The sequence below is a fragment of the Streptomyces sp. NPDC052016 genome, assembly GCF_044548445.1.
Taxonomy (GTDB): Bacteria; Actinomycetota; Actinomycetes; order Streptomycetales; family Streptomycetaceae; genus Streptomyces.
Map to the genome: position 1 here is coordinate 1 of NZ_JBIUBX010000004.1, position 23,711 is coordinate 23,711.

At 71.1% G+C, this 23,711-nt stretch carries 14 protein-coding genes and 1 pseudogene; 9 read left to right on the forward strand and 6 right to left on the reverse strand.

Translation table 11 applies throughout. The annotated features are described in order from the left end of the window. Positions 1–356 precede the first annotated feature (356 nt). The 4 genes and pseudogenes from ACIHAR_RS06625 to ACIHAR_RS06640 all read right to left on the reverse strand — a co-directional run bounded on the left by ACIHAR_RS06625 (position 357) and on the right by ACIHAR_RS06640 (position 5,993). Positions 357–1,534, reverse strand: a pseudogene (locus ACIHAR_RS06625) (ABC transporter substrate-binding protein). Positions 1,535–1,910: 376 nt separating this feature from the next. Beyond that, complete coding sequence (locus ACIHAR_RS06630) at positions 1,911–2,597, reverse strand: response regulator (RefSeq protein WP_400017439.1); 687 nt, start codon at positions 2,595–2,597, stop codon at positions 1,911–1,913. Next, positions 2,594–4,006, reverse strand: a complete 1,413-nt coding sequence (locus tag ACIHAR_RS06635) for an ATP-binding protein (RefSeq protein ID WP_400017441.1) — start codon at positions 4,004–4,006, stop codon at positions 2,594–2,596. The genes ACIHAR_RS06630 and ACIHAR_RS06635 overlap by 4 nt, the downstream gene beginning before the upstream one ends. Before the next feature lie 10 nt (positions 4,007–4,016). After that, the gene (locus ACIHAR_RS06640) at positions 4,017–5,993 is read right to left on the reverse strand and encodes an APC family permease (protein ID WP_365453591.1); all 1,977 of its coding nucleotides are present in this window, start codon (positions 5,991–5,993) and stop codon (positions 4,017–4,019) included. Between the two features lie 844 nt (positions 5,994–6,837). Between ACIHAR_RS06640 and ACIHAR_RS06645 the strand changes: the two genes are divergently transcribed. The 8 genes from ACIHAR_RS06645 (at position 6,838) to ACIHAR_RS06680 (ending at position 19,828) form a co-directional block, all read left to right on the forward strand. Next, on the forward strand, positions 6,838–7,599 hold the full coding sequence (locus ACIHAR_RS06645) for a nucleotidyltransferase (RefSeq protein WP_400017443.1): 762 nt from the start codon (positions 6,838–6,840) through the stop codon (positions 7,597–7,599). Positions 7,600–7,681: 82 nt separating this feature from the next. Further along, entirely contained in the window at positions 7,682–9,991 is a 2,310-nt protein-coding gene (locus ACIHAR_RS06650; protein WP_400017445.1) for a protein kinase, read from the forward strand. Between the two features lie 295 nt (positions 9,992–10,286). Then, a complete protein-coding gene (locus ACIHAR_RS06655) occupies positions 10,287–10,709 on the forward strand; it encodes an SseB family protein (protein ID WP_400017447.1) in 423 nt (140 codons plus the stop codon). Further along, positions 10,699–11,355, forward strand: a complete 657-nt coding sequence (locus ACIHAR_RS06660) for a hypothetical protein (RefSeq protein WP_365453579.1) — start codon at positions 10,699–10,701, stop codon at positions 11,353–11,355. Before ACIHAR_RS06655 ends, ACIHAR_RS06660 begins: the two co-directional genes overlap by 11 nt. A gap of 2 nt (positions 11,356–11,357) precedes the next feature. Beyond that, on the forward strand, positions 11,358–16,076 hold the full coding sequence (locus ACIHAR_RS06665; protein WP_400017449.1) for a putative T7SS-secreted protein: 4,719 nt from the start codon (positions 11,358–11,360) through the stop codon (positions 16,074–16,076). A gap of 128 nt (positions 16,077–16,204) precedes the next feature. Next, the gene (locus tag ACIHAR_RS06670) at positions 16,205–16,534 is read left to right on the forward strand and encodes a hypothetical protein (RefSeq protein WP_365453573.1); all 330 of its coding nucleotides are present in this window, start codon (positions 16,205–16,207) and stop codon (positions 16,532–16,534) included. A gap of 94 nt (positions 16,535–16,628) precedes the next feature. Next, on the forward strand, positions 16,629–17,732 hold the full coding sequence (locus ACIHAR_RS06675; RefSeq protein ID WP_400017451.1) for a DUF6183 family protein: 1,104 nt from the start codon (positions 16,629–16,631) through the stop codon (positions 17,730–17,732). 260 nt (positions 17,733–17,992) lie between these two features. After that, the gene (locus ACIHAR_RS06680) at positions 17,993–19,828 is read left to right on the forward strand and encodes a glycoside hydrolase family 15 protein (RefSeq protein ID WP_400017453.1); all 1,836 of its coding nucleotides are present in this window, start codon (positions 17,993–17,995) and stop codon (positions 19,826–19,828) included. Between the two features lie 137 nt (positions 19,829–19,965). Here ACIHAR_RS06680 and ACIHAR_RS06685 read toward each other — a convergent pair whose 3' ends face one another. Both ACIHAR_RS06685 and ACIHAR_RS06690 read right to left on the reverse strand, forming a co-directional pair. Beyond that, the gene (locus ACIHAR_RS06685; protein ID WP_400017455.1) at positions 19,966–20,487 is read right to left on the reverse strand and encodes a hypothetical protein; all 522 of its coding nucleotides are present in this window, start codon (positions 20,485–20,487) and stop codon (positions 19,966–19,968) included. Positions 20,488–20,753: 266 nt separating this feature from the next. Continuing rightward, complete coding sequence (locus tag ACIHAR_RS06690; protein WP_400017457.1) at positions 20,754–22,214, reverse strand: dihydrolipoyl dehydrogenase family protein; 1,461 nt, start codon at positions 22,212–22,214, stop codon at positions 20,754–20,756. Between the two features lie 436 nt (positions 22,215–22,650). On the opposite strand from ACIHAR_RS06690, the gene ACIHAR_RS06695 reads away from it, so the two are divergent. Further along, complete coding sequence (locus ACIHAR_RS06695; protein WP_365453558.1) at positions 22,651–23,670, forward strand: alcohol dehydrogenase; 1,020 nt, start codon at positions 22,651–22,653, stop codon at positions 23,668–23,670. The last annotated feature ends 41 nt before the right edge of the window (positions 23,671–23,711 follow it).

A 23,711-nucleotide genomic window follows, 5' to 3' on the forward strand; every position in this document is an offset into this window, starting at 1 on the left:
GCCGGCACCCCCCAGGCGCCCCCAGCCCCCCAGGGCCATCCTGGAAGAAGACCCCGACACGGGGAGAACGCCATGACCGGCCCCCCCCCCCCCCCCCCCCCCGGGGCCCCCCCCCGCCCCCGGCGGCCCCCCCCCCCCCCCCCCCCCCCCCCCCCCCCCCACAAACCCCCCCCCCCCCCCCGCGGGCCCGCCCCCGCCCCCCCCCCCCCCCCCCCGACCAAGTCGAAAGCCCCGCTCAAGCCACGAGCCCGTATTAAGCGGAGAGAGCGTGTTGAGCCCAGAGCCCGTATTGAATTCGTAGACAGGTGGGAGCTCCCGGTGCGGACGCATCCGGGCAGTCGGAGCTCCGTGCTCCCTCAGCCGGAGTGCAGAACCCGAAAGCGGCCGGGTTCCGCCGGATCTCGATCAACGACTTGGATCGGCGCCGCAGCCCATTGCCAGACGCTGACGCCCGGCATGCGGGAGAACCGGATCCGCCCGCGGGTGCCCTCGACCGCGACGCGCGGCCAGGACCCGGCAGTGCGTGCCCGGTCCGTGCCGTGAGAGCGCAGCACCTCGGCGAGGACGGTGACCGCGTCGTAGCCCTCGAAGGCGACGAAGGAGGGCGCTTCGGCCAGCCGCTCACGGAGGGCCGTCTCGACCCGCGCTCCGAGCGGGCCGAGGCGCTCGGGCAGATAGCGCAGGAACGGGATCGCGGCGCTGTCGTCGCCCAGCGACGTCGCCCACTCGGCGAACTCCGGTTGCCCGGCCGGAGCACCGATCGTGATCCCGGCGAGGCGCTCGTCGCGGCGGACGGACTTGACGATCGACACCGCCGGCTCCGGGTGGCCCACCAGAAGAAGGAGGGCTGTCGCGCGATGGCTGACGATTTCGTCGCAGACGGCTCCGGGTGGCCCACCAGAAGAAGGAGGGCTGTCGCGCGATGGCTGACGATTTCGTCGCAGACGGCGGTGGGGGTGAGCGCGCGCATGTCGAGTTCGATGACGGTGCCCCCGAGGGGAGCGAGGTGGTCCCGGAGAATGCGGGCCCCGGAGGCCCAGTAGACACTCGGCTCGGCTGCTACGGCGATGCGATGGTGCCCCGCGTCGAGGAGGAAGTCCGCGTAGATCCGCCAGCCGCGGGACTGCGCCGGGGGAAGGCGCGCCACCCAGTCCGTCGGCTGTTCGGTGAGCGTGTCGAGAACCGCTGAAGAGCAGAGGAACGGCAGGCCGAGAGCGTCGGCCCTGGCAGCGGCGGCGCGAGCGACGACGCTGTGGTACTCCCCGGCCAAGGCGGCCACGCCCAGGCGAGCCAAGTCATCCACGGCGGCCGCGGCCCTCTGTGGATCGGCCGCGGTGTCTCGGACCACCAGCTCGAGTGGTCGTCCGGCGACCCCGCCGGCTTCGTTGACGTGGCGAGCGGCCAGCTCGAGTCCGGCGAGCAGGTGCCGGCCTGCCTCGACCCAGCCGGGGCGAGTCAGCGGAACGAGAGCGCCGATCCGGACGGACGATCCGTGAGCCCCGCCCGTCTCAGGTGGCATCGCTGGCGTATTCATGCGGCGGCGTCTCCCGTGCGACGACTCGGCTGCAGTCTGCCGGGCTCACAGAGTGACAGGGCCCGGCAGCACGCGTTCATCTCATCTCGCCGTGACGGGCGCACCTGGCCGACCATGCCGGACATTGCATCCACCGACACCGCCGACAGGCAACCGATTATCTGCAGGTAGCCAGCCGCGTTCCCGTCGCGGTGGCGAGGGAGGTGCGTCCGCACCCCAACGGCAGCCTGTTGAGGGACACGGCCGCACGCTGGAGGTCGTCGCCTCGTTGATGCGACAGGTGTCGTGACTTGGTGCGGTTCCGGCCCCGCACCCTACGCTGAATCCGACCAGACCAATCCCGCAGGTTCCCGAACGTGCGTTGCCGACCGTGGAGTCAGGCAGGGGCGTCGGGAGTGAAGCGGTAGCCGATGCCGGGTTCGGTGATGAGGTAGCGGGGCCGGGAGGGCTCGGGCTCGAGTTTGCGGCGCAGGTTGGCCAGGTGGACGCGCAGGTAGTTGGTCTCCTTCTCGAAGCGCGGTCCCCAGACCTCCTGGAGGAGCTGGCGTTGGGTGACCAGGCGTCCGGGGTTGCGGACGAGGATCTCCAGCAGGTGCCATTCGGTGGGGGTGAGGCGGGTTTCGCCGACTGCGGTGGTGACGCGCTTGGCGGCGAGGTCGATGGTGAAGGCCGCTGTGGTGATCACGGGCTGTTCGTCGGCGGGGGCGGCGCGGCGCAGGGCGGCACGGATGCGGGCGAGGAGTTCGCCCATGCCGAACGGTTTGGTGACGTAGTCGTCCGCGCCGGCGTCCAGAGCGTTGATCTTGGCGGTCTCGTCGTGGCGGGCGGACAGGACGATGATCGGGGCGGTGGACCAGCCGCGGAGGCTCTCGACGATGTTGATGCCGTCGAGGTCCGGCAGGCCGAGGTCGATGACGGCCAGGTCGGGGGCGGCGGTGGCCGCGGCTTGTAGGGCGGTGGTGGCGTCGGAGGCGGCGTGTGTCCGGTAGCCGCGGGCGGTCAGCGCGATCGTCAGGGCGCGCAGCAGGTGGGGGTCGTCGTCGACGATGAGGATGCGGGTCATGGCGTTGTGGGGAGGGTGAGGGTCATGGTCAGGCCGCCGCCGGGGGTGTCGGTGGGGGAGAGGGTGCCGTTCATGGCTTCGGTGAAGCCGCGAGCGATGGCCAGGCCCAGGCCGAGGCCGTGATGCGTGGTGCGGTCGTCCAGGCGCTGGAAGGGGGCGAAGATTCGTTCTCGCTGGTCGGCGGGGACGCCGGGGCCGTGGTCGGTGACGTGCAGGCGGATCACGTTGCCATCCTGACGGGCGTGCACGTGGACGGGCTGGTCCGGTGGTCCGGCTTCGAGCGCGTTGGCGACCAGATTGGCGATGACCCGTTCCAGGAGGCCGGGGTCGGCCCAGGCGGGCGGCAGGTCGTCCGGGACGTCGACATCGACGGCGCGACCGGGGGCGGGCGGGGTGTGCAGGAGGGCGGCGGCGGTGATCTCGTCCAGCGCGGTGCGGCGTGGGTGGACGCTGAGGGCGCCGGCCTGCAGGCGGCTGAGCGCGAGGAGGTTTTCGACCAGGTTGTTCATCTTGTCGGCGGAGGCGTCCACGGTGGCCAGGAGTTCGGCCTGCTGGACGTCGGTGAGTTCCAGGTCGGGTTCACGCAGGCTGGACACGGACGCCTTGATGCCGGCCAGCGGCGTGCGCAGGTCGTGGCCCACGGCAGCCAGCAGGGCGGCGCGCAGTCTGTCGATCTCGGTCAGCTCCCGTGCGCGGGCGGCCTCGGATGCGAGACGCTCGGCTTGCAGCGCGCGGGCGGCCGCGGTGGCCAGCAGGGCGAGAAAGCGTTCGTCTGCGGCGAAGACGGGCGGCCCGTCGGCCACCAGGCGCAGGTGTTCCCCGGCCGGCACGGACAGCGTCGGATCGGCCGATGGCGGCTCGCCGACGACGGCGACCGGGCGTTCGCCGTCGGCGTCCCGTTCCAGCAGCGCGGTGCCGGTCATGCCGAAGGTCTCCCGGACGTGCTCCAGCACCGCGCTCAGCGGCCGCTCCTCCAGCGGCGCCTGGGTGATGCGGGCCAGCAGGGCGGCCTCGACGCCGCTGCGGGCCGCGGCGGCGCGCTGCCGGGCGGCCAGGTCGACCGCGACGCTGACGGTGGTCGCGACCGCCACGTAGACGGCCAGAGTGATGACCGAGTCGTGGCTTTCCACGGTCAGGGTGTGGAAGGGCGGCACGAAGAAGAAGTTGACCAGAACGTCGGAGGCCACCGCGGCCGCCAGCGCCATGGGCAGGCCGCTGGTGGCGGCCACGATGACCACCGCGGTGAGGTAGATGAGCACGATGCCGGCCAGCGACAGCGTCTGACGCGCGGGCACGAGGAACGCGGTGAGGACGGTCAGACCCGCCGCGTCGGCGCCGGCCGTGGCCAGCCGACGGCCGATGCTCCAGCGGCGCCGGCCACCATGGTGCGGCAGTTCGAAGCCCTTCATGAGCGGAACGCTAGCCGACACCGGCACCGGCGCCGCGCCGGTCTTCGCGCGGCTGCATGCGGTCGCTGGAGTTCAGCTGCCACGGCACGCTGGTCACCATCACCCCGCGCAGGAACAACAGCCGGGCCTTCAGCCGCAATGCGGACTGGTTGTGCAGCAGATGCTCCCACCAGTGGCCCACCACGTATTCGGGGATGTAGACGGCGATCAGGTCCTGGGGGTGCTCACGGTGCAGGCCGGTGATGTACTCGAGCACCGAACCGGTGATGTCGCGGAACGGGGAGGCCATCACGGTCAGCGGAACCGGGATCCCGCGTTCCTCCCAATCGGCGCGCAGGGCGCTCACCTCCTCACCGCTGATCTCGGCGGTGAGTGCGGTGAGGGTGTCCGGGCGGGTGGCGCTGGCGTAGCCCAGCGCACGCAGGGTCGGCTGGTGGAGCTGGGAGACCAGCACCACCGCGTGGATACGGCTGGGCAGCACGATGCCGCCGGGCTGGGGGCGCAGCTCGCGGGCCACTAGGTCGTAGTGGCGGCGAACGCCGCGCATCATCGCGTACAGCACCGGCATGGCGATCACCACCAGGTACGCACCATGGCTGAACTTGGTCACCAGGACCACGACCAGCACCAGCGCGGTCAGGCAGGCGCCCAGCGCGTTGATCGCGCGGGAGCGGTGGATGCGTCGCCGCCGTACGGGGTCGGTGTGGTCGGCGAGTTCACGGTTCCAGTGCCGCACCATGCCGGCTTGGGAGAGGGTGAAGGAGGTGAACACTCCCAGGATGTAGAGCTGGATCAGACGGGTCACCGATCCTTCGAAGGCGTAGATCAGGGTTCCGGCGACCACGGCCAGGATGACGATGCCGTTGGAGAACGCCAGCCGGTCTCCGCGGGTGTGCAGCTGCCGGGGCAGGTAGCGGTGCTCGGCCAGGATCGCCGCCAGCAGGGGAAAGCCGTTGAACGCGGTGTTGGCCGCCAGGATGAGGATCAAGGCGGTCGCGGCCTGGATGCAGAAGAACATCACCGTGTCCGTGCCGCCGAAGACCGCCGCCGCGAGCTGCGCGATCACCGTGCGCTGCGAGTCGGTCGCACAGTCGCCGGGGAACCCGACGAGCCGGCAGGCGTCCTCCACGTACCGCACGTCCGCGATCAGGGCAAGCGCCGTGATCCCGGCGAACATGCTGATCGACAGCCCACCCATCACCGCCATCGTGGTGGCCGCGTTCCGCGGCTTGGGCGGCCGGAACGCCGGCACACCGTTGGAGATCGCCTCCGCACCGGTCAGAGCCGTGCAGCCGGAGGAGAACGCCCGCAGCGCCAGCAGCACCAGGGCCATCCCGGTCAGTCCCGTCTCGCCCGGCTCGGCGTGGACCTCCCACCCGGCGCTCTCCGCCACCGGCGCGTGGCCGAAGGCCGTCTGCAGCAGCCCGGTGACGACCATCGCCAGCACGCCGGCGATGAACAGGTAGGTCGGCACCGCGAACAACCGCCCCGACTCACGGACCCCGCGCAGGTTCATCGCGGTCAGCAGCGCCACGAATCCCAGGTTCACCGCCACCCGGTGCTCGCCCAGTGCCGGCACCGCCGAGATGATGTTGTCCACGCCGGCCGCCACCGACACGGCCACCGTCATCACGTAGTCCACCATCAGCGCCGAGGCCACCACCAGCCCCGCCCCTGGACCCAGGTTGCGGGAGGCCACCTCATAGGAGCCGCCGCCGGAGGGATAGGCGTGCACCACTTGCCGGTAGGACAGCACCACGACCGCCAGCAGGACCACCACCGCGGCCGCCACCCACGGCGCAAGGTGCAGGTAGGCCAGCCCGCCCAGCGTCAGCACGAGCAGGATCTCCTGCGTGGCGTAGGCCACCGACGACAAGGGGTCACTGGCGAAGACCGGAAGGGCGATCCGTTTGGGCAGCATCTGCTCACCCAGACGGTCACTACTGAGCGGACGGCCCACGATCAGCCGTTTGATGGATATCGACACAACCGGCAGCCAACGCGCCTGTCCGAGCGGCGCCCGTATCTTCGCGCGTTCTTGACGCCGGCACCGTCGGTCTTCACGCCGTCTTGGCGTGAGCGTCCAGCGGCCGTACAGCCGTTCGTCCGACCGGGGCGACTGCGCACGATCCCACGGGCGCCCGGGCCCTGCCTAGGCCCGACCGGAGCGCAGGGCGACCGCACGCAGGAGAGCGTCCCGGCAGGCCCGCACGGCGGGGTGCCCGCTTCCACCGCGGCGTACGAACGTGAAGACGCGCCGCGTGCGCTGACCGCGGGGGAGCTGCCGCAGGGCGCCGCTGGGGGACTGCCCGTTCCAGACGAGGTCGGGGAGGAAGGCCGCGGCGTGCTGCTCCTCGACGAGGCGCAGGTGGAGCAGCAGGTCGGTGGTCTCGGCGGGATCGTCACCGGACCGCTGCTCTGGGGCGCGGTGACCGTGGCCGGACTCGCGGCGGTGCTCGCCGCCGCCGGCGGCCTACCTGGCCGTCAAGCTCCTCGGCGCGGGACACCTGGTGTTCCTGGGCGCGCCGGCGCTGTGGCAGAACCGCCCCACCGCCCCCACAGCCCCCACCGCCTCGACGGACACCGGTCCGGCCGCCGTCGGGAGCCCCTGGGCGGACGGGCCTGATCAGCAACGTCGTCAACCCGAAGATCGCCGTCTTCCACACCGGGCTGCTGCCCACGCCGGCCCCGCCGCAACTCCCCGTCGCCTGGGCCATGGCGCTCCTCATCCTCCTCCACACCGCCCTCACCCTCGTCTAGCTGGGAAGCTACGTGATCCTGCTGTCCGCAGTTCTTCAAGCAGGTTGTCCTGGTACCGCGGTGGTTCGTCGATGGAAGCTGCCCTGCGCCGTGTCAGTTTCGATCCCAGCACGTCGATGCCGCCCGCGCACATCCCCGAGACGTTCGGCAGCACGCGTCTGCACAGCGCCTACCTCTACGGCAGCATCCCCCGTGGCACCGCCACCCCCGGAGTCTCCGACCTCGACCTCCAGCTCGCCCTCCACGACGAGCCCACCGGAGCCGACAGGGCCGACGCCCGAGCGATCGAGGCCGTACTCGACCGTGCGTTCCCGCAGAGCGACGGCGTCGGGATCCTGCTGAGCAGCACGCGGGTTCTGCTCAGCGACGTCGAGCGTCACGACGGCGGATTCTTCATCGCCTGCCTCTGCACCCCGTTGCTCGGTCCTGACCTCGCGGAACAACTGTCCCGGTACCGCACCACAGCACTGCTCGCGCGGGAGACCAACGGTGACCTCGCCCGCGTGCTTCCCAACTGGCGGGCCGAGGCGGCCGAAGCCACCACGGACGCCGACCACAGGAGGCTCAGCCGTCGCGTCGGCCGGCGCGTCGTCCGCACAGGACTCACGCTGGTCATGCCCCGGTGGGGCGGCTGGACCAGCGACCTCGACCGGTCCGCCGAGCTCTTCGGCCGCCACTACCCCGAGCGCGCCGAGCAGATGCGTGTCGCCGCGTCCGTCGGCCGTACCCTCTCACCCGACCCGACGGTGCTCGGCATGCTCGTCAACGACCTCGGCCCCTGGCTCGCAGCCGCGTACACAGCCGTGCACGGCGAGAAGGCCCCGCGGCCCTGAAGGGCGGCCCACGCCGTGGCCCGGCCTTCCGCCACCGCCCCCGCGCTCTTCGTGTCATGCCCCCGCCGTAGAGTACTGACGCGTGCGCGGACGACGACTTGGCCAACGCTACGAACTGACAGAGCTCTTGGGCTCCGGCGGCATGGGGGAGGTCTGGCGGGCCCGGGACTGCGAACTGGGCCGTGAGGTGGCGGTCAAGGTCCTCCTCGAGACGCGGGACGACGGCGCCGACCGGGAGGAGTCGCTGGCCCTTTTCCGGCGCGAGGCGAGGGTCGCCGCTGCCCTGGACAGCCCGCACATCGTCGCCGTGCACGATCACGGGACGGACGGCGGGAGCCCGTACCTCGTGATGGCTCTTGTCGAGGGGCGGACACTGGAGCAGATCCTGCGGGAGAGCGGGCGGGTCCCCGTCGCCGACGCGCTGCGGTGGATGGCGGACGTGTGCCGGGGCCTGGACGCCGCGCATACGGCCGGCGTCGTCCACCGTGACATCAAGCCCGCCAACATCATGGTCACCGGCGAGGGCACCGCCAGGATCGTCGACTTCGGCATCGCCAGGTTCACCGAGCTCCGGGCTAGCGACCCCCGGTTGACACAGACGGGGCAGCTCCCCTTCGGCAGCGTGCAGTACCTGGCGCCCGAGCGCTTCCACCAGCGCCGCGGTGACGGCCGTACCGATCTCTACGCCGTGGGGTGCGTGCTGTACGAACTCCTCGTCGGGAGGAGCCCGTTCGTCGGCGACGCGGCCGGCGTGATGTACAACCACCTGCACGACGAGCCCCTTCGGCCCAGTCGGGCACGCGCCGAACTCGCCCCCGCCGTCGACCGGTTGATCCTCGACCTCATGGCCAAGGACCCGGACGACCGGCCCGGCGACGCGAGGACCGCGCTCGCACGGATCGAGGCGGTGGCTCAGGCACTCGCTCCGACGTCCGGGGCGGAGACGGAACCGCCTCCCGCGCCCGAGCCGGAGGCCGGACCCGCGCCCGCGTCGCTCCCGGATGTCGTACGGGAACGCGGCCCCGAGGACGCCGAGCCGCCCGCCACCCCACGGCCGGTGTCCCACGGCGTCTCCAAAGGAACCTCGGCGCAGTCCCCCTGGATCCCCGCCTCCCCACCCCCCTCCGCTCCGCGCCGCACTCGCCGCACCCCCGTCCTCGCCGCCGTCGCCGCCCTGCTCGCCCTCGGGGTCCCGGCCGGCATAGGCCTGAGCCTGTCGTCCGGAGACGGGGACGACGGCGGGGGCCAGGCGCAGGCGCCGTCCGCCGGCAAAGCCTCCGCGGCTCCGACGTCGTACACGCTCGGTGTGGCATACCACTGGGGAGACGACGAGGCCGACGGGCAGGATCCCCGGATCACCACGCAGGTCGTCGAAGCCGCGCTGAAGGAGGCCGAGCGCAGGGCGAAGCGGAAGATCCCGGTGAACGTCGTCGCGGTGCAGGATTACGGCGGGACGCCCGCGCAGGAACTGCTGGAGCAGCACCCCGGGATGATCGCCCTCGTCGGAAAGATCGACGACTTCGCGGACGTCGACACCAACTGGGCCGACGACATGGCCGTGGTCGACACCTGCGACGGCGGCGGCGCACCGGAGTGGGAGTACGCCCTTCCCGCGACGGAGTTCGAGGTGGGACGGCAGGCGGCCCGTTACCTCGCGGGGGCGTACGGCGTCAACAGGGTCGTGGACGCGTCGGAGAGCCACTGGGACACGGACACCGACCGGGACACCTTCGGACACGGCCTGCGCGACGCCGGCCTCACCGCGCTGCCGCTGCCCTCGCAGAAGGGCACCGACGACCTCACCGCGAGCCGCGTCACAGCGGACCTGGACACCTCACGGCCGGACGCCGTGACCGTGTCCGATCTGCGGACCGCCGAAGAGGCCGTCGTCCCGACCGTGCGGAAACGCGGCACGCTGATCGCCGTCCACGCGCGCTACGCGTCGGCCTGCGACATCGGCGACGACTTCGAGATGTTCGCCAGGGAGGACGCGCAACTCCCTGACGGCAGCCTTCGCTTCCGTACCTTCGACGACGAGCGGCAGAAGCGCGACTGCACGGAGTTCCCCGCATTGTGCGCCGCCCCGGCCGACCTGAGGAAACTGCTTGCCCACCGCGGCGCGGCCGAGTTGTACGACGGCACGCTCGCGATCGCCGCGGGCCTCGACCGCGTGCTGGGTGACGGTGCACGGCCGCCCGCCGACAGCGTCCGTCCACAGCTCCGGGCCGCGCTCGACTCGGTGGTGACCGACGGGCTCCTCGGGCACTACTCCTTCAAGGGGCACCAGGCGCAGAGCCGTCCGGTGTGGGTCGACCGCCTGGTGGACGGCCGTTGGAAGCAGCTGGGAACGGTCCAGCGGCTCACGGGCGAGGCGCCGAAGGGGACCGGATGACGACGTATGGGCGAGGTGTGTGCCGTACGGCCGACTGTACGCCGACGACGACCGCCCGTTCTGCCCGAGCCACCCGGGGACTGTCGGTGCGTCAACTCGAGCGCCGAGCCGGGTTGTGCCGCTGGGGGCACTCGCTGACATTGCCGGCCTCAGCGACGCGAAGGAACGGTCGGCACGTCCAACGGCCGCCGGGCCGCGCCCCTTTCCTCCCGGGCGAGCCTTCACGAAACCGCCTGCTCCTTCGTGCGCGTCCTGCTCTACGGTGCCAATAGTCACATAGGTACAGGGAGGAACCGTGCAACAGTCAGGGGCGGCGCTCGCCGAGCGGATTGCCGAGCGGAGGAGGGGAGACGACGACCCTCGTGCTCTGGTCGGTGAGATGCGGCGTTCGGTCCTGCTGGTGCCGGTGGCCGACGGAGGGCTGTGGTCGGCGCGTTCGGGCGGGGTGCGGTGGATCTGCGCCTTCACCGACGAGGCCGCACTGGCACGGTTCGCCTTGCATCACGGTTCCGGTGACCAGCCCATGGAGTACGCGGCGTTGCTGGGGGCGCGCATCGTGGACGAGATCGTGCCGTCCTTGGGTGAGCCCGCCGGGCTGGCGGTGGACATCGCCACCGAGGACGGGTCGATGTTCTTCCCGCCGGTCATCGGCATCGTTCCGGACGGAGTCGCGGTCGACGCCGGTGAGGCGGGGGAGGGGCGCGGTCATGGGCGGTGAGGGTCAGGATCTGCGGCTGGGCAAGGCGGCGGTCGCGAAGTTCACGCAGGGCGTGGGCGCGACCATCGACGAGCTCGGTGAACTCGGCGGCGCCACCGGTTCGGTGATGGGCAAGGGCTTCTCGGAGTTGGCGATGACCGGGATGGAGGCCGGGCACCACGGCCTCTCGGTCGACTTCGAGGACTTCTGCGAACGCTGGGAGTGGGGCGTGCGGGCCCTGGTGAGCGACGCCAGCGCGATCGCGAACCTCCTCGGCCTGGCGGCGGGCACGCAGTGGGAGCACGACCAGTACGTAGCGGGCTCGCTGAAGGTGGGCGTGAACGCCGTGATGGGCGGCAATCCGCACGCCACGGAGGAGGAGATCGCCCGGCAGGACTGGGGTGACGTCTTCACACCGGACGCCCTGAACCCGGACTGGAGCGCCGAGTCGTGGGATCGGGCCGGTCAGGACATCGAGCAGACCTGGAAGGACACCGGTCGCACGGTGCTCACCGAGGGGCAGGGCGGCCAGCGGTCGGAGGTGCTCAAGGACGCGTTCGGCATCTCCGACGACCAGTGGGACCAGGCGCTGGACGAGACGTTCGGACCGTCGCCGCAGGAGCGCGCCCAGCAGGCGCAGCAGCAGGGTGAGTCCGGGGGGAACTGACGGTGGGTATCGGCGACTTCATCAGTGACATCACGCCCGACTCGGTCGAGAACGCGGTCGAGGACGGCGTCGAGTGGGTCGGCAACCGGGTCGAGGACGCGGGCAACTGGACCGCGGACCGGCTGGACGACGTCGGCTGGGAGTCCGGCGCGGACTGGGTGCGTGAGCAGTCCCGTTCGGTCGCCAACCGGATGGGCGCCGAGGTCGACGAGATGGACCTCGGGCAGACCGAGGACAAGACCAAGCTGATCTACGGCAGCGCGGACAAGCTCCGCTCCACCGCCGAGAAACTCCGGGCATTCCAGAAGGCGTTCGACAACGCCGGCGAAGGGCTCAAGGGGCTGGACTCCTCCCAGCTCAAGGGTGAGACGGCCGAGGCCGTGCGGACCGCGGTGAGTACCCAGCCGCCCAAGTGGTTCACCGGTTCCGATGCCTGTGAGAAGGCGGCCGCCGCGCTGGAGGCGTTCGCCGGCACGGTCACCTGGGCGCAGGGACAGGCCCAGACGGCGATCGACAAGTGGAAGGAAGGAGTCAAAGCGTCCGAGGACGCCGCCGAGGCCCACCGCAAGAAGGTCGACGACTTCAACAGCGCCGTCGACCGCTACAACGCCCAGCCCGCCGACAAGCGCGACCCCTCCACGCTCCCGCCGCGCCCCGCGGCCACGTTCGACGACCCCGGCAAGAAGCTGATGGCCGATGCGCAGGACATCCTCGCCGATGCCCGCAAGCAGCGGAACGCGGCGGCGGAGACCGCGCGCTCCGCGGTCCGGGCCGCCCGCGACCTGGCCCCGAAGAAGCCGTCCTACGCCGAGCAGTTGGGTGACGGCGTCCAGGAGCTGCAGATCATCGGCGACCATGTCGGTGGCGGCATCATCAAGGGCACGGCCGGCATCCTGAACTTCGTCCGCTCGGTCAACCCTCTGGACCCGTACAACATCACGCACCCCGCCGAGTACGCCACGTCGCTGAACAGCCTGGCCGCGGGGCTGGTGGTGGCGGCCAACGACCCGGTCGGCACGGGCAAGCAGATGGTCAGCGACTTCATGAAGGACCCGGCCGAGGGGTTCGGCCGGCTGATCCCGGACCTGGCGCTGACGGCTGCGACCGGAGGCGGCGGCGCCGCGGTCAAGGGTGTGCGCATCGCCGAGGAGGCCGCCGACGCCGCACGGGCGCGCAATCTGGTCGACGACGCCCCGGAGGGGACCCACAACCGACCGGACGGGGAGCGCACCACCGACGGCACCGACCCCGTCGACCTCGCCTCCGGCCGGATGTTCCTGCCGCAGACCGATGTGGAGATACCCGGCATCCTGCCGCTGGTCTTCACCCGCCGCACCGAGTCCGGCCTGACCACCGGCCGCTTCCTGGGGCCGTCCTGGTCCTCCACCGTCGACGAGCGGCTGGAGATCGACGCGATCGGCGTCGTCCACGTCACCGCCGACGGCCTTCTGATCACCTATCCGCACCCCGTCCCCGGCGATCCCACCCGCCCGGAGACAGGCACCTCCCGCGCCCTTCTGGCCCGGGACGGGCACGGCGACTACACCATCACCGACCCCGACACCGGTCTGACCCGCCACTTCGCCGCCCCGTCCGGCAGCGAACCGGGCGGCGACGGAACCGCCTGGCTGACGTCCATCGCCGAACCCAACGGCCACACCGTCACCGTCGACCGCGACGAGGACGGCCTGCCGCTGGCCCTGACCCACTCGGCGGGCCACCAGGTGGTGCTGTCCATAGCCGACGGCCGCGTCACCGCGCTGTCCCTGGCCGGTGCGGGCGAGGAAGGCGCGAACCTGCCGCTGATGGGCTACGGCTACGAGGACGGCAATCTCACCGCCGTCACCAAGCCCTCCGGCGCCACCACCGCCTTCCTCTACGACGACCGCCGCCGCGTCATCGCCTGGATCGACTCCAACGGACGCCGCTACGACTACGTCTACGACGACCGCGACCGGGTCGTCGCCGAGGGCGGTGAGGCCGGCCACGTCCAGATCACCCTCACCTACACCGAACCCGACCCCGAGACCGGCCACCGCACCACCACCCTCACCACCGCCGACGGGCACACGACCCGCCATCTGATAGGTGCGGGCTCCCGGGTCCTGGCCACCACCGACCCTCTCGGCCACACCACCCGCTCCACCTACGACACCCACGGCAACCTGCTGACCCGCACGGACCCACTGGGCCGCACCACCGTGTTCTCCTACGACGAGGAGGGCCGGCTCGTCACGGTCTCCCGTCCCGACGGCACCGAACTCCGTGTGACGCGAGGCTTGTTCGGCCTGCCCACGGAGCGTCAGGATCCGGACGGCGCCCGGTGGCTCCAGGAGTTCGACGAGCGGGGTAACCGTACGTCGGTCACCGATCCGGCCGGCCGCACCACCCGCTACGCCTACGACGAGTCCGGTCTCCTGACGTCGGTCACCGATGCCCTGGGGGCCACCACCGTCGTGCGTTGCGACGAGGCCGGCCGTCCCGTGGAGGTGACCGATCCGGCCGGCGGCACCACCCGCCTGGAACGCGACGCTCTCGGCCGTTCGGTCCGCATCACCGACCCGGTGGGCGCCGTCACCCACCTGGAGTGGCACGCCGACGGGCAGCTCGCCCGGCGTACCGGCCCCGACGGCGCCACCGAGTCATGGACCTACGACGGCGAGGGCAACTGCCTCACCCACACCGACGCTGCGGGCGGAGTGACCCGATTCGAGTACACCCACTTCGACCTCATCGCCGCCCGCACCGGGCCCGACGGCGCCCGGTACGAGTTCGCACACGACGCCGGCCTGCGGCTCACCCGGGTCACCGACCCGCAGGGCCTCACCTGGAAGTACGGGTACGACCGGGCCGGTCGGCTCGTCTCCGAAACCGATTTCGACGGCCGCACCGTCACTTACGGCCTCGACGCCGCCGGACAGCTCACCACCCGTACCGATCACCTCGGCGGCGTGGCCGTCTACGAGTACGACGCCCTCGGCCGGCTGATCCGCAAGGAGGTCGCAGGCCGGGTCACGGTCCACGCCTACGACCGCGCCGGACGCCTGGTGCAGGCGTCCGGTCCGGACAGCGAGCTGGTGCGCCGCTACGACCGGTGCGGCCGGCTCAGGACCGAACTCGTCGACGGCCGCGCCACCGAGCACGCCTACGACGCCGTCGGCCGGCGCATCCGTCGCACCACCCCCACCGGAGTGGTCACGACCTACGCCTACGACGCCGCAGGTCGCACCACCAGGGTGACCTCCGGCGGACACGACATCACGTTCACGCACGACGCGGCCGGACGTGAATCGAAACGCGTCATCGACGACATCGTCACTCAGGTCTCCACCTGGGACGAGGCAGGGCGGCTGTCCGCCCAGCACCTCGCCACCGGTTCCCGCACGCTCAACGAGCGCGTCTACGCCTACCGCGCCGACGGCCGCCTCACCGCAACGTCCGACCGGATGTCGGGGACGCGCACCTTCGACCTGGACCCGGCCGGCCGGGTCACCGCCGTCCACGCACGCGGCTGGAGCGAACGGTACGCCTACGACGCGAGCGGCAACCAGACGTCGGCCGCCTGGCCCGACGCGCACCCCGGCCACGAGGCCACCGGCCCTCGCGCCTACACCGGCACCACCGTCACGCGTGCGGGCGACGTCCGTTTCGAGCACGACGCCCTCGGCCGCGTCACCCTGCGTCAGAAGACCCGGCTCTCCCGCAAACCGGACACCTGGCGCTACACGTGGGATGCCGAGGGCCGCCTCACCCGCGTGGTCACCCCCGACGGCACCCGCTGGCGCTATCGCTACGACCCCCTCGGCCGGCGCACCGCCAAGGAGCGCCTGGCGGCGGACGGCGAGACCGTGGCGGAGGAAGTCCGTTTCAGCTGGGACGGCCTGATCCTCTGCGAACAGACGACCGTCTCCGACGACCTGCCCCGTGCGGTGACGCTCACCTGGGAGCACCGCGGCCTCGTGCCCCTGGCGCAGACGGAGCGCATTCTCACCCCGGACGCCCGTCAGGAGGAGATCGACCGGCGCTTCTTCGCCGTGGCCACCGACCTGATCGGCACCCCCACCGAACTGGTCGACGAGTCCGGGAACATCGCGTGGCGCACCCGCACCACGCTGTGGGGAACCACCGCCTGGTCCCGCTCCAGCACGGCCTACACCCCGCTCCGCTTCCCCGGCCAGTACTACGACCCGGAGACCGGGCTCCACTACAACCTCTTCCGTCACTACGACCCGGAGACCGGCCGGTACACGTCCCCGGACCCACTGGGGCTTTCACCCGCGCCGAACCCGGTGGCCTACGTGACCAACCCGCACACCGTCTGTGACCCCTTCGGCCTGTCGCCGTACCCGAACGGCGACGGTCCGACCATCGGCGAGTACACCTCCAAGGGCGAGGGGCAGGACCTCAAACGCTCCGCCATGGTGGGCGACGACCAGTGGCACTTCAACACCGGCCACGGCTACGACCGGGCCCACACCGGACCGGACGGAACCACGAACGACCTGCGCACCACCAACCTGAAGCCCGACCAGATCGAACAGGCGATCGTCTCCGACGTGTACGGGTACATGAGGGACGGCGGGGTCGTTCCCCGCCCCGGGCCCGGGTTCACCGGCCCACTCGACAGGTCGGTGCAGATCGACGGGCACGACGTCGGCTACCGGGTCATCCAGCGGCCCGACGGCGCCTACCAACTGTCCACGTACTGGCTCAACTCCTAGCGACCGGTCACGAGCCCGGCGCCGCCCCGGCAGCGGCGCTGAACTCGACTGCTAAGTTGGGCCCCTGCCGTCCACGACCACCTCGGCGCTCCGGCGCGCCGGAAGAAATCCGTCAGGAGAAGCGAGAGATGCCCGATCCGACTCCCGCGGCCAGGAGCCTCAGCCAGGCGATCGACGGCGCCGACAGCCGGCAGGTCAACGAGGCGGCCCGTGAGTTCGTCGAGACGCTCACCTTCGCGACGGCGGACGAGATCCTCGCCATGCTCCGGGACGTCCTCGCCGAGGACTGGATGGGCCTGCCGCCCTGGGCCCGGAACCTCGCCTACCGGCTCGCCTGCCTGCAACGTCCGGACGACCCGGGGCTGCTCCGGGAGGCGGCCGCGGACCTGCTGTCCTTCGGACCCGACTGGGACACGTTCGCCGAAGACCTCAAGAGGCGTGCGGCGGAACTGGAGTAGGGCCCGGTTCCCTCAGGAACGCCCATGCAGGTGAGTCGGGGCGCTGACATCCCCTCGCGGCCGCTTTGCCCGTGTCGGGGCTGGAGTTGAGGATATGGAAGAGACCGAGGAGAACCTCGCTCCCCTCGTATGGGGCCAGGCCGAGCAGTGCGCCGCGCGGGGTGACACCGCGTTCGTCCGCAGGCTGGGGTCCCAGCTCGCCGACCGGCGTGCCGCCGCCCTGGAACAGGCGCGGGACCACCAACGCCAGCTCGCCCACGTCATACGCGTGCTCGCGCTCACGCCCGGCCGCGACAGCCTGACACAGCTGCTGCGACTCCTCGAAGACAAGCCTCACGCAGGAACGCATCCCTTCATCGCCTCGCTCCTCGCAGAGCATCAGCAGGTCCCCGACCTGGTCGCCACCGTCTTCGACCGGAGCGAGTGGAGGGAGCTGGACGAGCTGCGCGCCTGCCTCTTCCACGAGCTGCTGCTGCGCGGCGCGGACACCGAAACACGAGGGCCCCTGCGGGACTGGACTCTTGAACGACCCGGCTGGCATCCCCTCGCATGGCTTCCGACACACCGCCGCGACTTCGAGGCCGGCGCGACGTTTCCCCGCCGTTCCGTGCGCGGCTCCGCCGGTGGGGCGTCGTCCCGGCTGCCCACCAGGGGTCGGATGGATCCACCCACACCACGCTCGGTTCCACCGTCCGCCCTCCGGGACGTCGCCACGGTCGACGTGTACGAGACGATCGTCGCCGCTCCGCAGGCAGGCGACTGGGGCGCCTGCGGGGCCTGGGTCTTCCAGCTGGACCAGGCCATCGCTCCCGACCAGGTGCCCGCCCTGCTGCCGACCCTGCCGATGGCCTGCGTGGACGGACTCGGCCCGACGGATCGTTTCGAGATCGCGGCCTGCCCGATGGAGGAGATCTGGTGCCTGCTCTTCGAAACCGCCTCGATGGGAGGCGTCTACGGCTCGCGTGTGCACGGTGCCTTCGGCAGGTTGTGGGCATGGCGTTCGATGGCGGGCCTCAGCGGCGCTGCGGCGGACGCGAGCGCGCCGGAGGTGGAGCGGCAGGCCCGGCACAGTACGTGGTTCCACTTCGAGGCCGGCGCGGAGTGGTTCCACAACGAGATCGGCTCCGACTACGGCATAGCCGCGCTCTCCCCCGACCGCTGCCGGATCGCCGTACTGGCGGCGACGGACACCGACTAGAAGCGCCAGGGCCAGGCGCCCCACGCGGATCCGGCCGGGCGCCCGGTGATCGCCATTGCGCTGGGTGCGACAGACGGCACCGCCGGTGATGCTCCGGAGGGAGTTGCTCTTGGTGACGGGCGTGAGCGCACGGTCACCGTGGTGGGTGCCCGTCGGGCCGCGTGCGGCGGTCCGCGCGGGCCGCCGCCGGGCAGCGCTGCGGCAACCGATTGCGCCTAGGCTGGAAGCCTCAGGCCGGGGCCGGGCCCAGGGAGGCTGCGATGACGCAGACGACGAGCGACCAGGACGCGCTCAACGGCGGCCGTTACCTGCCGATCGCCGAGCACGGGCTGATCGGCGACCTGCGCAGCGTGGCTCTCGTGGGGACGGACGGCACGATCGACTGGTACTGCTGCCCGTGCTTCGACGCCCCGAGCGTCTTCGGCTCGATCCTGGACGCGGAGCGCGGCGGCTGTTTCGAACTGGCGGCGGCCATCCCGGCCAGGACCAAGCAGTTCTACTTCCCCGACACCAACGTCCTGCTCACCAGGTTCTTCACCGAGGACGGCGTCGGCGAGGTTCAGGACTTCATGCCGGTCGACGGCGGGTCCGTCGAGGCGAAGCGCCACCGGCTGATCCGGCGCGTGCTCTGTGTGCGCGGCTCGATCCCGTTCCGTGCCCGCGTGGCCCCGCGCTTCGACTACGGCGCCCTGCCGCACACGCTCCGCATGGTCGGCGACGTGGCGGTGTTCGATTCCGGCGGTCTGTCGCTCGCCCTGACCGCCACGGTGCCCCTCGAAGTCGACGGGCCGGACGGGCGCGCCGATTTCAAGCTCGCCGAGGGCGAGGCGGCGGTGTTCGCCCTCGACCAGGTCGGCGGCGAGGTGGCCCCCCGCTCGTGCGCCTGCGCCGAGGCCGAGAGGCAGTTCACCGCCACGGTCGCGTACTGGCGGAACTGGCTGTCCGCATCCCGCTACCGCGGCCGCTGGCGGGAGATGGTGCACCGCTCCGCGCTCACCCTGAAACTGCTCACCTATGCGCCCACGGGCGCGATCGTGGCCGCGCCGACGACGAGCCTGCCCGAGCAGCTCGGCGGCGAACGCAACTGGGACTATCGCTACGTCTGGGTGCGCGACGCCGCCTTCTGCGTCTACGCGCTGCTGCGGCTGGGATTCACCGGCGAGGCGCAGGCCTTCATGGAGTTCGTGACCCGGCACGTCAGTCCGGGTGAGGTCAAACCGGCGGGCCCCCTGCAGATCATGTACGGCATCGACGGGCGTACCGAACTGCCGGAGCGTGAACTCCCCGATCTGGAGGGCCACCAGGGCTCCGCGCCCGTGCGCGTCGGCAACGACGCGGCCGAGCAGCTCCAACTCGACATCTACGGTGCGCTGATCGACTCCATCTACCTCTACGACAAGTGGGCGCAACCCGTCTCCAGCGACCAGTGGGACAACGTGTGCGCGCTGGTGGACTGGGTGTGCGAGCACTGGGACCAGCCGGACGAGGGCATCTGGGAGACCCGTGGCGGCCGCAAGAACTTCCTGTACTCACGGCTGATGTGCTGGGTGGCGATCGAACGGGCGATCCGCATGGCCCACCGGCGTGGCCTGCCCGCCGACCTGCTCCGCTGGCGCGAGTGCCGCGACACGATCTACCGGCGCATCCACAGCCGGGGCTGGTCGCAGGCGCGCCAGGCCTTCGTCCAGGAGGAGGACGGCGACGTGCTGGACGCGGCCGTGCTGATGATGCCGCTGACCAAGTTCGTCGCCCCGACCGACCCCAAGTGGCTGGCCACGCTGGACGCCCTCACCCAGGACCTGGTCTCGGACTCGCTCGTCTACCGGTACGACCGGGTGGCCAGCCCGGACGGAATGCGTGGCGACGAGGGCACGTTCTCCATCTGCTCGTTCTGGTACGTCGAGGCCATGGTCCACGCCGGCCGGGTCGACGAGGCGCGGCTGGCCTTCGAGAAGATGCTGACGTACGCCAACCATCTCGGTCTGTACGCCGAGGAGATCAGCCACACCGGCGAACAACAGGGCAACTTCCCGCAGGCGTTCACCCACCTCGCCCTCATCAGCGCCGCGTTCAACCTGGACCGGGCGCTGGGCTGACGGACGCGAGGGCAGGTGCATGTCGACGGTGGCACGGGCGGGGAGGACCGCAATCCGGTGCCGTCGCCCCGGCGCTCCGGCCTGCCGAGACCTTCGGGCCCACGCCGCACCGGCCGGTGGGTGGGGCGCGGGGCCCGTCAGCGCTGGAGGTGGACGGTGAAGTGCCGCTCGGTCGCACCCGCCGGAACGGTGCGGATGAAGCCCCGTGCCGTGCGGTAGTCGCCCGACCCGCCGGTGATGCCGACGTCGACGGAGCGCGCGGCGGGCAGGTGCAGCAGCGACTGCGCGGTGAACTGTCCCTCGGGGAGGGCGAAGGTGCCCAGGCACTGGAGGGCGGCCGGGCTGACCCGTGTGAAGGTGCAGACCGAGCTGTGATCTCCCACCTTCTCGCCATTGCGGTAGAGGTCCTCGTGCACGATGCGCTGGTCACCCACGCTGATGCCCTGCTCGCCCACGTCCACATCCCCGGCCGAGGTCTGTTTGCCGACCAGTTCGAAGATCTTCGCGGGCGGCTTCGCGGCGGGTGCGTCGGCCGACGCCGACGGTATGAGCGCCGCACCACCGACGATGGTCACGGCTGCTCCGACCGCGATCAGGGAGCGTGAGCGCGCCGTGCTGGTCCTGCTGATGTCCGGCATCGCCGCTTGCCTTCCGTTCATCGGTGTTCCGCCTCACTCCCGGCGGAAAGGTGTGTCGTCGACGCCCCGGCCATCGGTGCACACCGCCTGAATGCTCTTCATGTGTGGCCGGGCCCGCAGGCCCGCCGGCAGGTAGGCAGGTCCGGGGCCCGAGGACGAGGCCGTCGAGCCCCAGCCGGCCGTGCGCCGCGCCATGCGTGGCACCGAATTCCCCCGGGCGACGACCTGACGCCGTGGGCGGGTGCGACGGACATGCCTGGGATCGCACGGCGACGGGGGAGAGCGCCTCACGTCGCCGGGCGGACGCCGTCCCGGTAGGTCTCGAGAATGCGCAGCCAGATCTCGCTGATCGTCGGAAACGCCGGGACGGCATGCCACAGCCGGTCCACGCGCACCTCACTGGCGACCACTACGGTCGCCGAGTACAGCAGCTCCTGCGTCCCGGGGCCTACGAAGGTCACACCGACGACCGTGCCGCGATCGGCGTCGATCAGCACACGCGCCTTGCCGCGGTAGCCATCGGCGTACTGGGCCGCGCCGGCGACGCGGCCGATGTCGTAGTCCACCACGTCGACCCGCAGCCCAGCGCGCTCCGCGTCCCGGGTCGTCAGTCCCACACTGGCGACCTCGGGCTCGGTGAAGACCACTTGCGGGACCGCGGCGCTGTCGGCCGTCGAGGCGTGCGCACCCCACCGGCCGTCGTCGAGCGGTTCGCCCTTGGCCCGTGCTCCGATCACCGCACCGGCGATACGCGCTTGGTATTTGCCCTGGTGCGTCATCAGGGCCCTGTGGTTGACGTCACCGACCCCATAGAGCCATCCGTCGGCGACGTCCGTCACCCGGTACGAGTCGTCCACGGTCAGCCAGTCGCCAGGGGTGAGGCCGACGGTTTCCAGGCCGATGTCCGCGGTGTGCGGCGAGCGACCGGTCGCGAAGAGGATCTCGTCGGCCACGAGTGACTCCCCGTCGGCAAGCTGGACATCGACCGGACTTTCCGTTCCGTCCTGCCGCGCGACGCCGGTCACCGACGTGCCGAAGCGCAGGTCCACACCGGCGGCGCGCAGGGCGTCCGCCACCATCTCCCCGGCGAACGGCTCCATGCGGTTGAGCAGGCCCTTGGTTCCGCGGACCAGCATGGTCACCTGGGAACCGAGCGCCTGCCAGGCGGTGGCCATCTCGACGGCCACCACGCCGCCCCCCACCACGACGAGCCGGTCGGGGACGTGCCGGCTGGAGGTCGCGTCTCGGTTCGTCCAGGGACGGGCCTGCTCGAGTCCTGGGAGATCGGGGAAGGCGGTGACCGTCCCGGTGCACACACCGACGGCGTGCCGGGCCGTCAGGCGCAGGGCCCCACCGTCCGCGGTGTCCACCACCACCTGCCGCGGTCCGTCCAGCCGGCCGTGGCCTCGCACCAGGTCCACGGACACGGAGCGCAGCCAGTCCACCTGGTCGTCGTCCTTCCAGTAGGCGGACATCTTGTCGCGGTGGGCGAGGACCGCGGGGACGTCCAAGGGCCCCTCGGCCGCTCGCCTCAGTCCCGGTATCCGGCGAGCGTCGGCCCTGGCCAGCACGGGACGCAGCAGCGCCTTGCTGGGCTCACACGCCCAGAACGAGCACTCCCCGCCGAGCAACTCGTTCTCCACGATCACGGAGGTGAGCCCGGCGGCACTCGTGCGATCTGCCAGGTTCTCCCCGGTGGGCCCGGCACCGAGAACCACCACGTCGTAGACGTGAGAAGTGCCGTTCATGTCTGCTCCCGTCTCTCATTCGACTTCCACCCGCTGTGGGGCGACAGAAGGGGGAGGTCACTGCGTGACGATGGCGCCCACCGACGCCGCGGCAGCGCTTTTCCATACTCCTCCTGTGGGGGAGACATCGCCCGGTGGCACGAGTGGGGTCGACGTCCTCGGATCGGGGGAAGCCCAGGCCTCCCGTCCGACGCTGAAACGGTCAGCGGTTGCGAGGGCAAAGTGGCGGATGGTGAAATGTATGTGCTATAGCGCGCCATACGGACGGGTTGGGTCGAGCGGCTGCCGGATGCCGCGATCATCGAATCGACCGACCCAGCGGTGGTGGCTGGGCTGTCCACGGGACCCCTCTCGGTTCCACCACTCACACTGATCGGCCAGAAGCCGGTGCACCGCGTCGCATGGCTGACCCACCGTCGTCCGAGGAGAGACGAATATGTATCGAGTGGCGCAGGTAGGCAACGTCGGTGGAGAATTCGAGATCGCTGAACGTGAAGTGCAGCAGCCGGGCCCTGGACACGTGCGGATCGCCGTCGAGGCGTGCGGCATCTGCCACAGTGACGATCTCTTCGTCCATGCCGCGGTGCCCGGTATCGAGTTCCCCGTGGTTCCCGGGCACGAGATCGCCGGGCGTATCGATGAACTCGGTGACGGTACGGGCGAGAAGGGCTGGCAGGTCGGTGACCGGGTCACCGTGGGCTGGTTCGGAGGCAGTTGCGGCCACTGCACACCCTGCAGGCAGGGCGACTTCATCGTGTGCCAGAACCTCAAGGTACCCGGGTGGGCCTATGACGGTGGATTCGCCGAGACCGTCACAGCTCCCGCCGACGCCTTGGCACGTGTCCCTGATGCGCTGTCCGCCGCGGACGCGGGGCCGATGGCCTGTGCCGGGGTGACCGTGTTCAACGGACTGCGGCGCAGTGCGGGACGGCCCGGCGACCTGGTGGCGGTGCTCGGCATCGGCGGCCTGGGGCATCTCGGGGTGCAGTACGCGGTAGCCATGGGATTCGAGACCGTGGCGATCGCGCGGGGTGCCGGCAAGGCGGACTTCGCCAAGGAACTGGGCGCGCACCACTACATCGACAGCACGGGCGACACCCCTGTCGCGGACGCTCTGCAGTCCATGGGCGGCGCCAAGGTCATCCTGGCCACCGCCGGCAACTCCAAAGCGATCACGGCCGTCGTGGACGGACTGTCGCACCGCGGCGAGCTGGTGATCATCGGGGCGGACACGGAGCCCATGGGCATCAACCCGGTCCAGCTGCTGATGAGCGGAAGAGTCGTGCGCGGCCATCCGTCGGGCACCGCCCGGGACGTCCTGGACACCATGGAGTTCAGTGCCCTGCACGGCATTCGCCCGATGACCGAGGCGCTGCCGCTGGACCAGGTCAACGAGGCCTACCAGAAGATGCTTTCGGGAAGTGCCCGCTTCCGCATGGTCCTCACCCCGCGCTGAGCGCAGTCCAGCTCGCCTGGCAGATCGTCTCTCGGGGTACC

What these genes read in the sequence shown, in the direction of transcription:
- ACIHAR_RS06630 (WP_400017439.1), bottom strand. Translation starts at nt 2,597, where the DNA reads ATGACCCGCATCCTCATCGTCGACGACGACCCCCACCTGCTGCGCGCC.
- ACIHAR_RS06635 (WP_400017441.1), bottom strand. Translation starts at nt 4,006, where the DNA reads ATGAAGGGCTTCGAACTGCCGCACCATGGTGGCCGGCGCCGCTGGAGC.
- ACIHAR_RS06645 (WP_400017443.1), top strand. Translation starts at nt 6,838, where the DNA reads ATGGAAGCTGCCCTGCGCCGTGTCAGTTTCGATCCCAGCACGTCGATG.
- ACIHAR_RS06660 (WP_365453579.1), top strand. Translation starts at nt 10,699, where the DNA reads ATGGGCGGTGAGGGTCAGGATCTGCGGCTGGGCAAGGCGGCGGTCGCG.
- ACIHAR_RS06670 (WP_365453573.1), top strand. Translation starts at nt 16,205, where the DNA reads ATGCCCGATCCGACTCCCGCGGCCAGGAGCCTCAGCCAGGCGATCGAC.
- ACIHAR_RS06675 (WP_400017451.1), top strand. Translation starts at nt 16,629, where the DNA reads ATGGAAGAGACCGAGGAGAACCTCGCTCCCCTCGTATGGGGCCAGGCC.
- ACIHAR_RS06680 (WP_400017453.1), top strand. Translation starts at nt 17,993, where the DNA reads ATGACGCAGACGACGAGCGACCAGGACGCGCTCAACGGCGGCCGTTAC.
- ACIHAR_RS06685 (WP_400017455.1), bottom strand. Translation starts at nt 20,487, where the DNA reads ATGAACGGAAGGCAAGCGGCGATGCCGGACATCAGCAGGACCAGCACG.
- ACIHAR_RS06690 (WP_400017457.1), bottom strand. Translation starts at nt 22,214, where the DNA reads ATGAACGGCACTTCTCACGTCTACGACGTGGTGGTTCTCGGTGCCGGG.
- ACIHAR_RS06695 (WP_365453558.1), top strand. Translation starts at nt 22,651, where the DNA reads ATGTATCGAGTGGCGCAGGTAGGCAACGTCGGTGGAGAATTCGAGATC.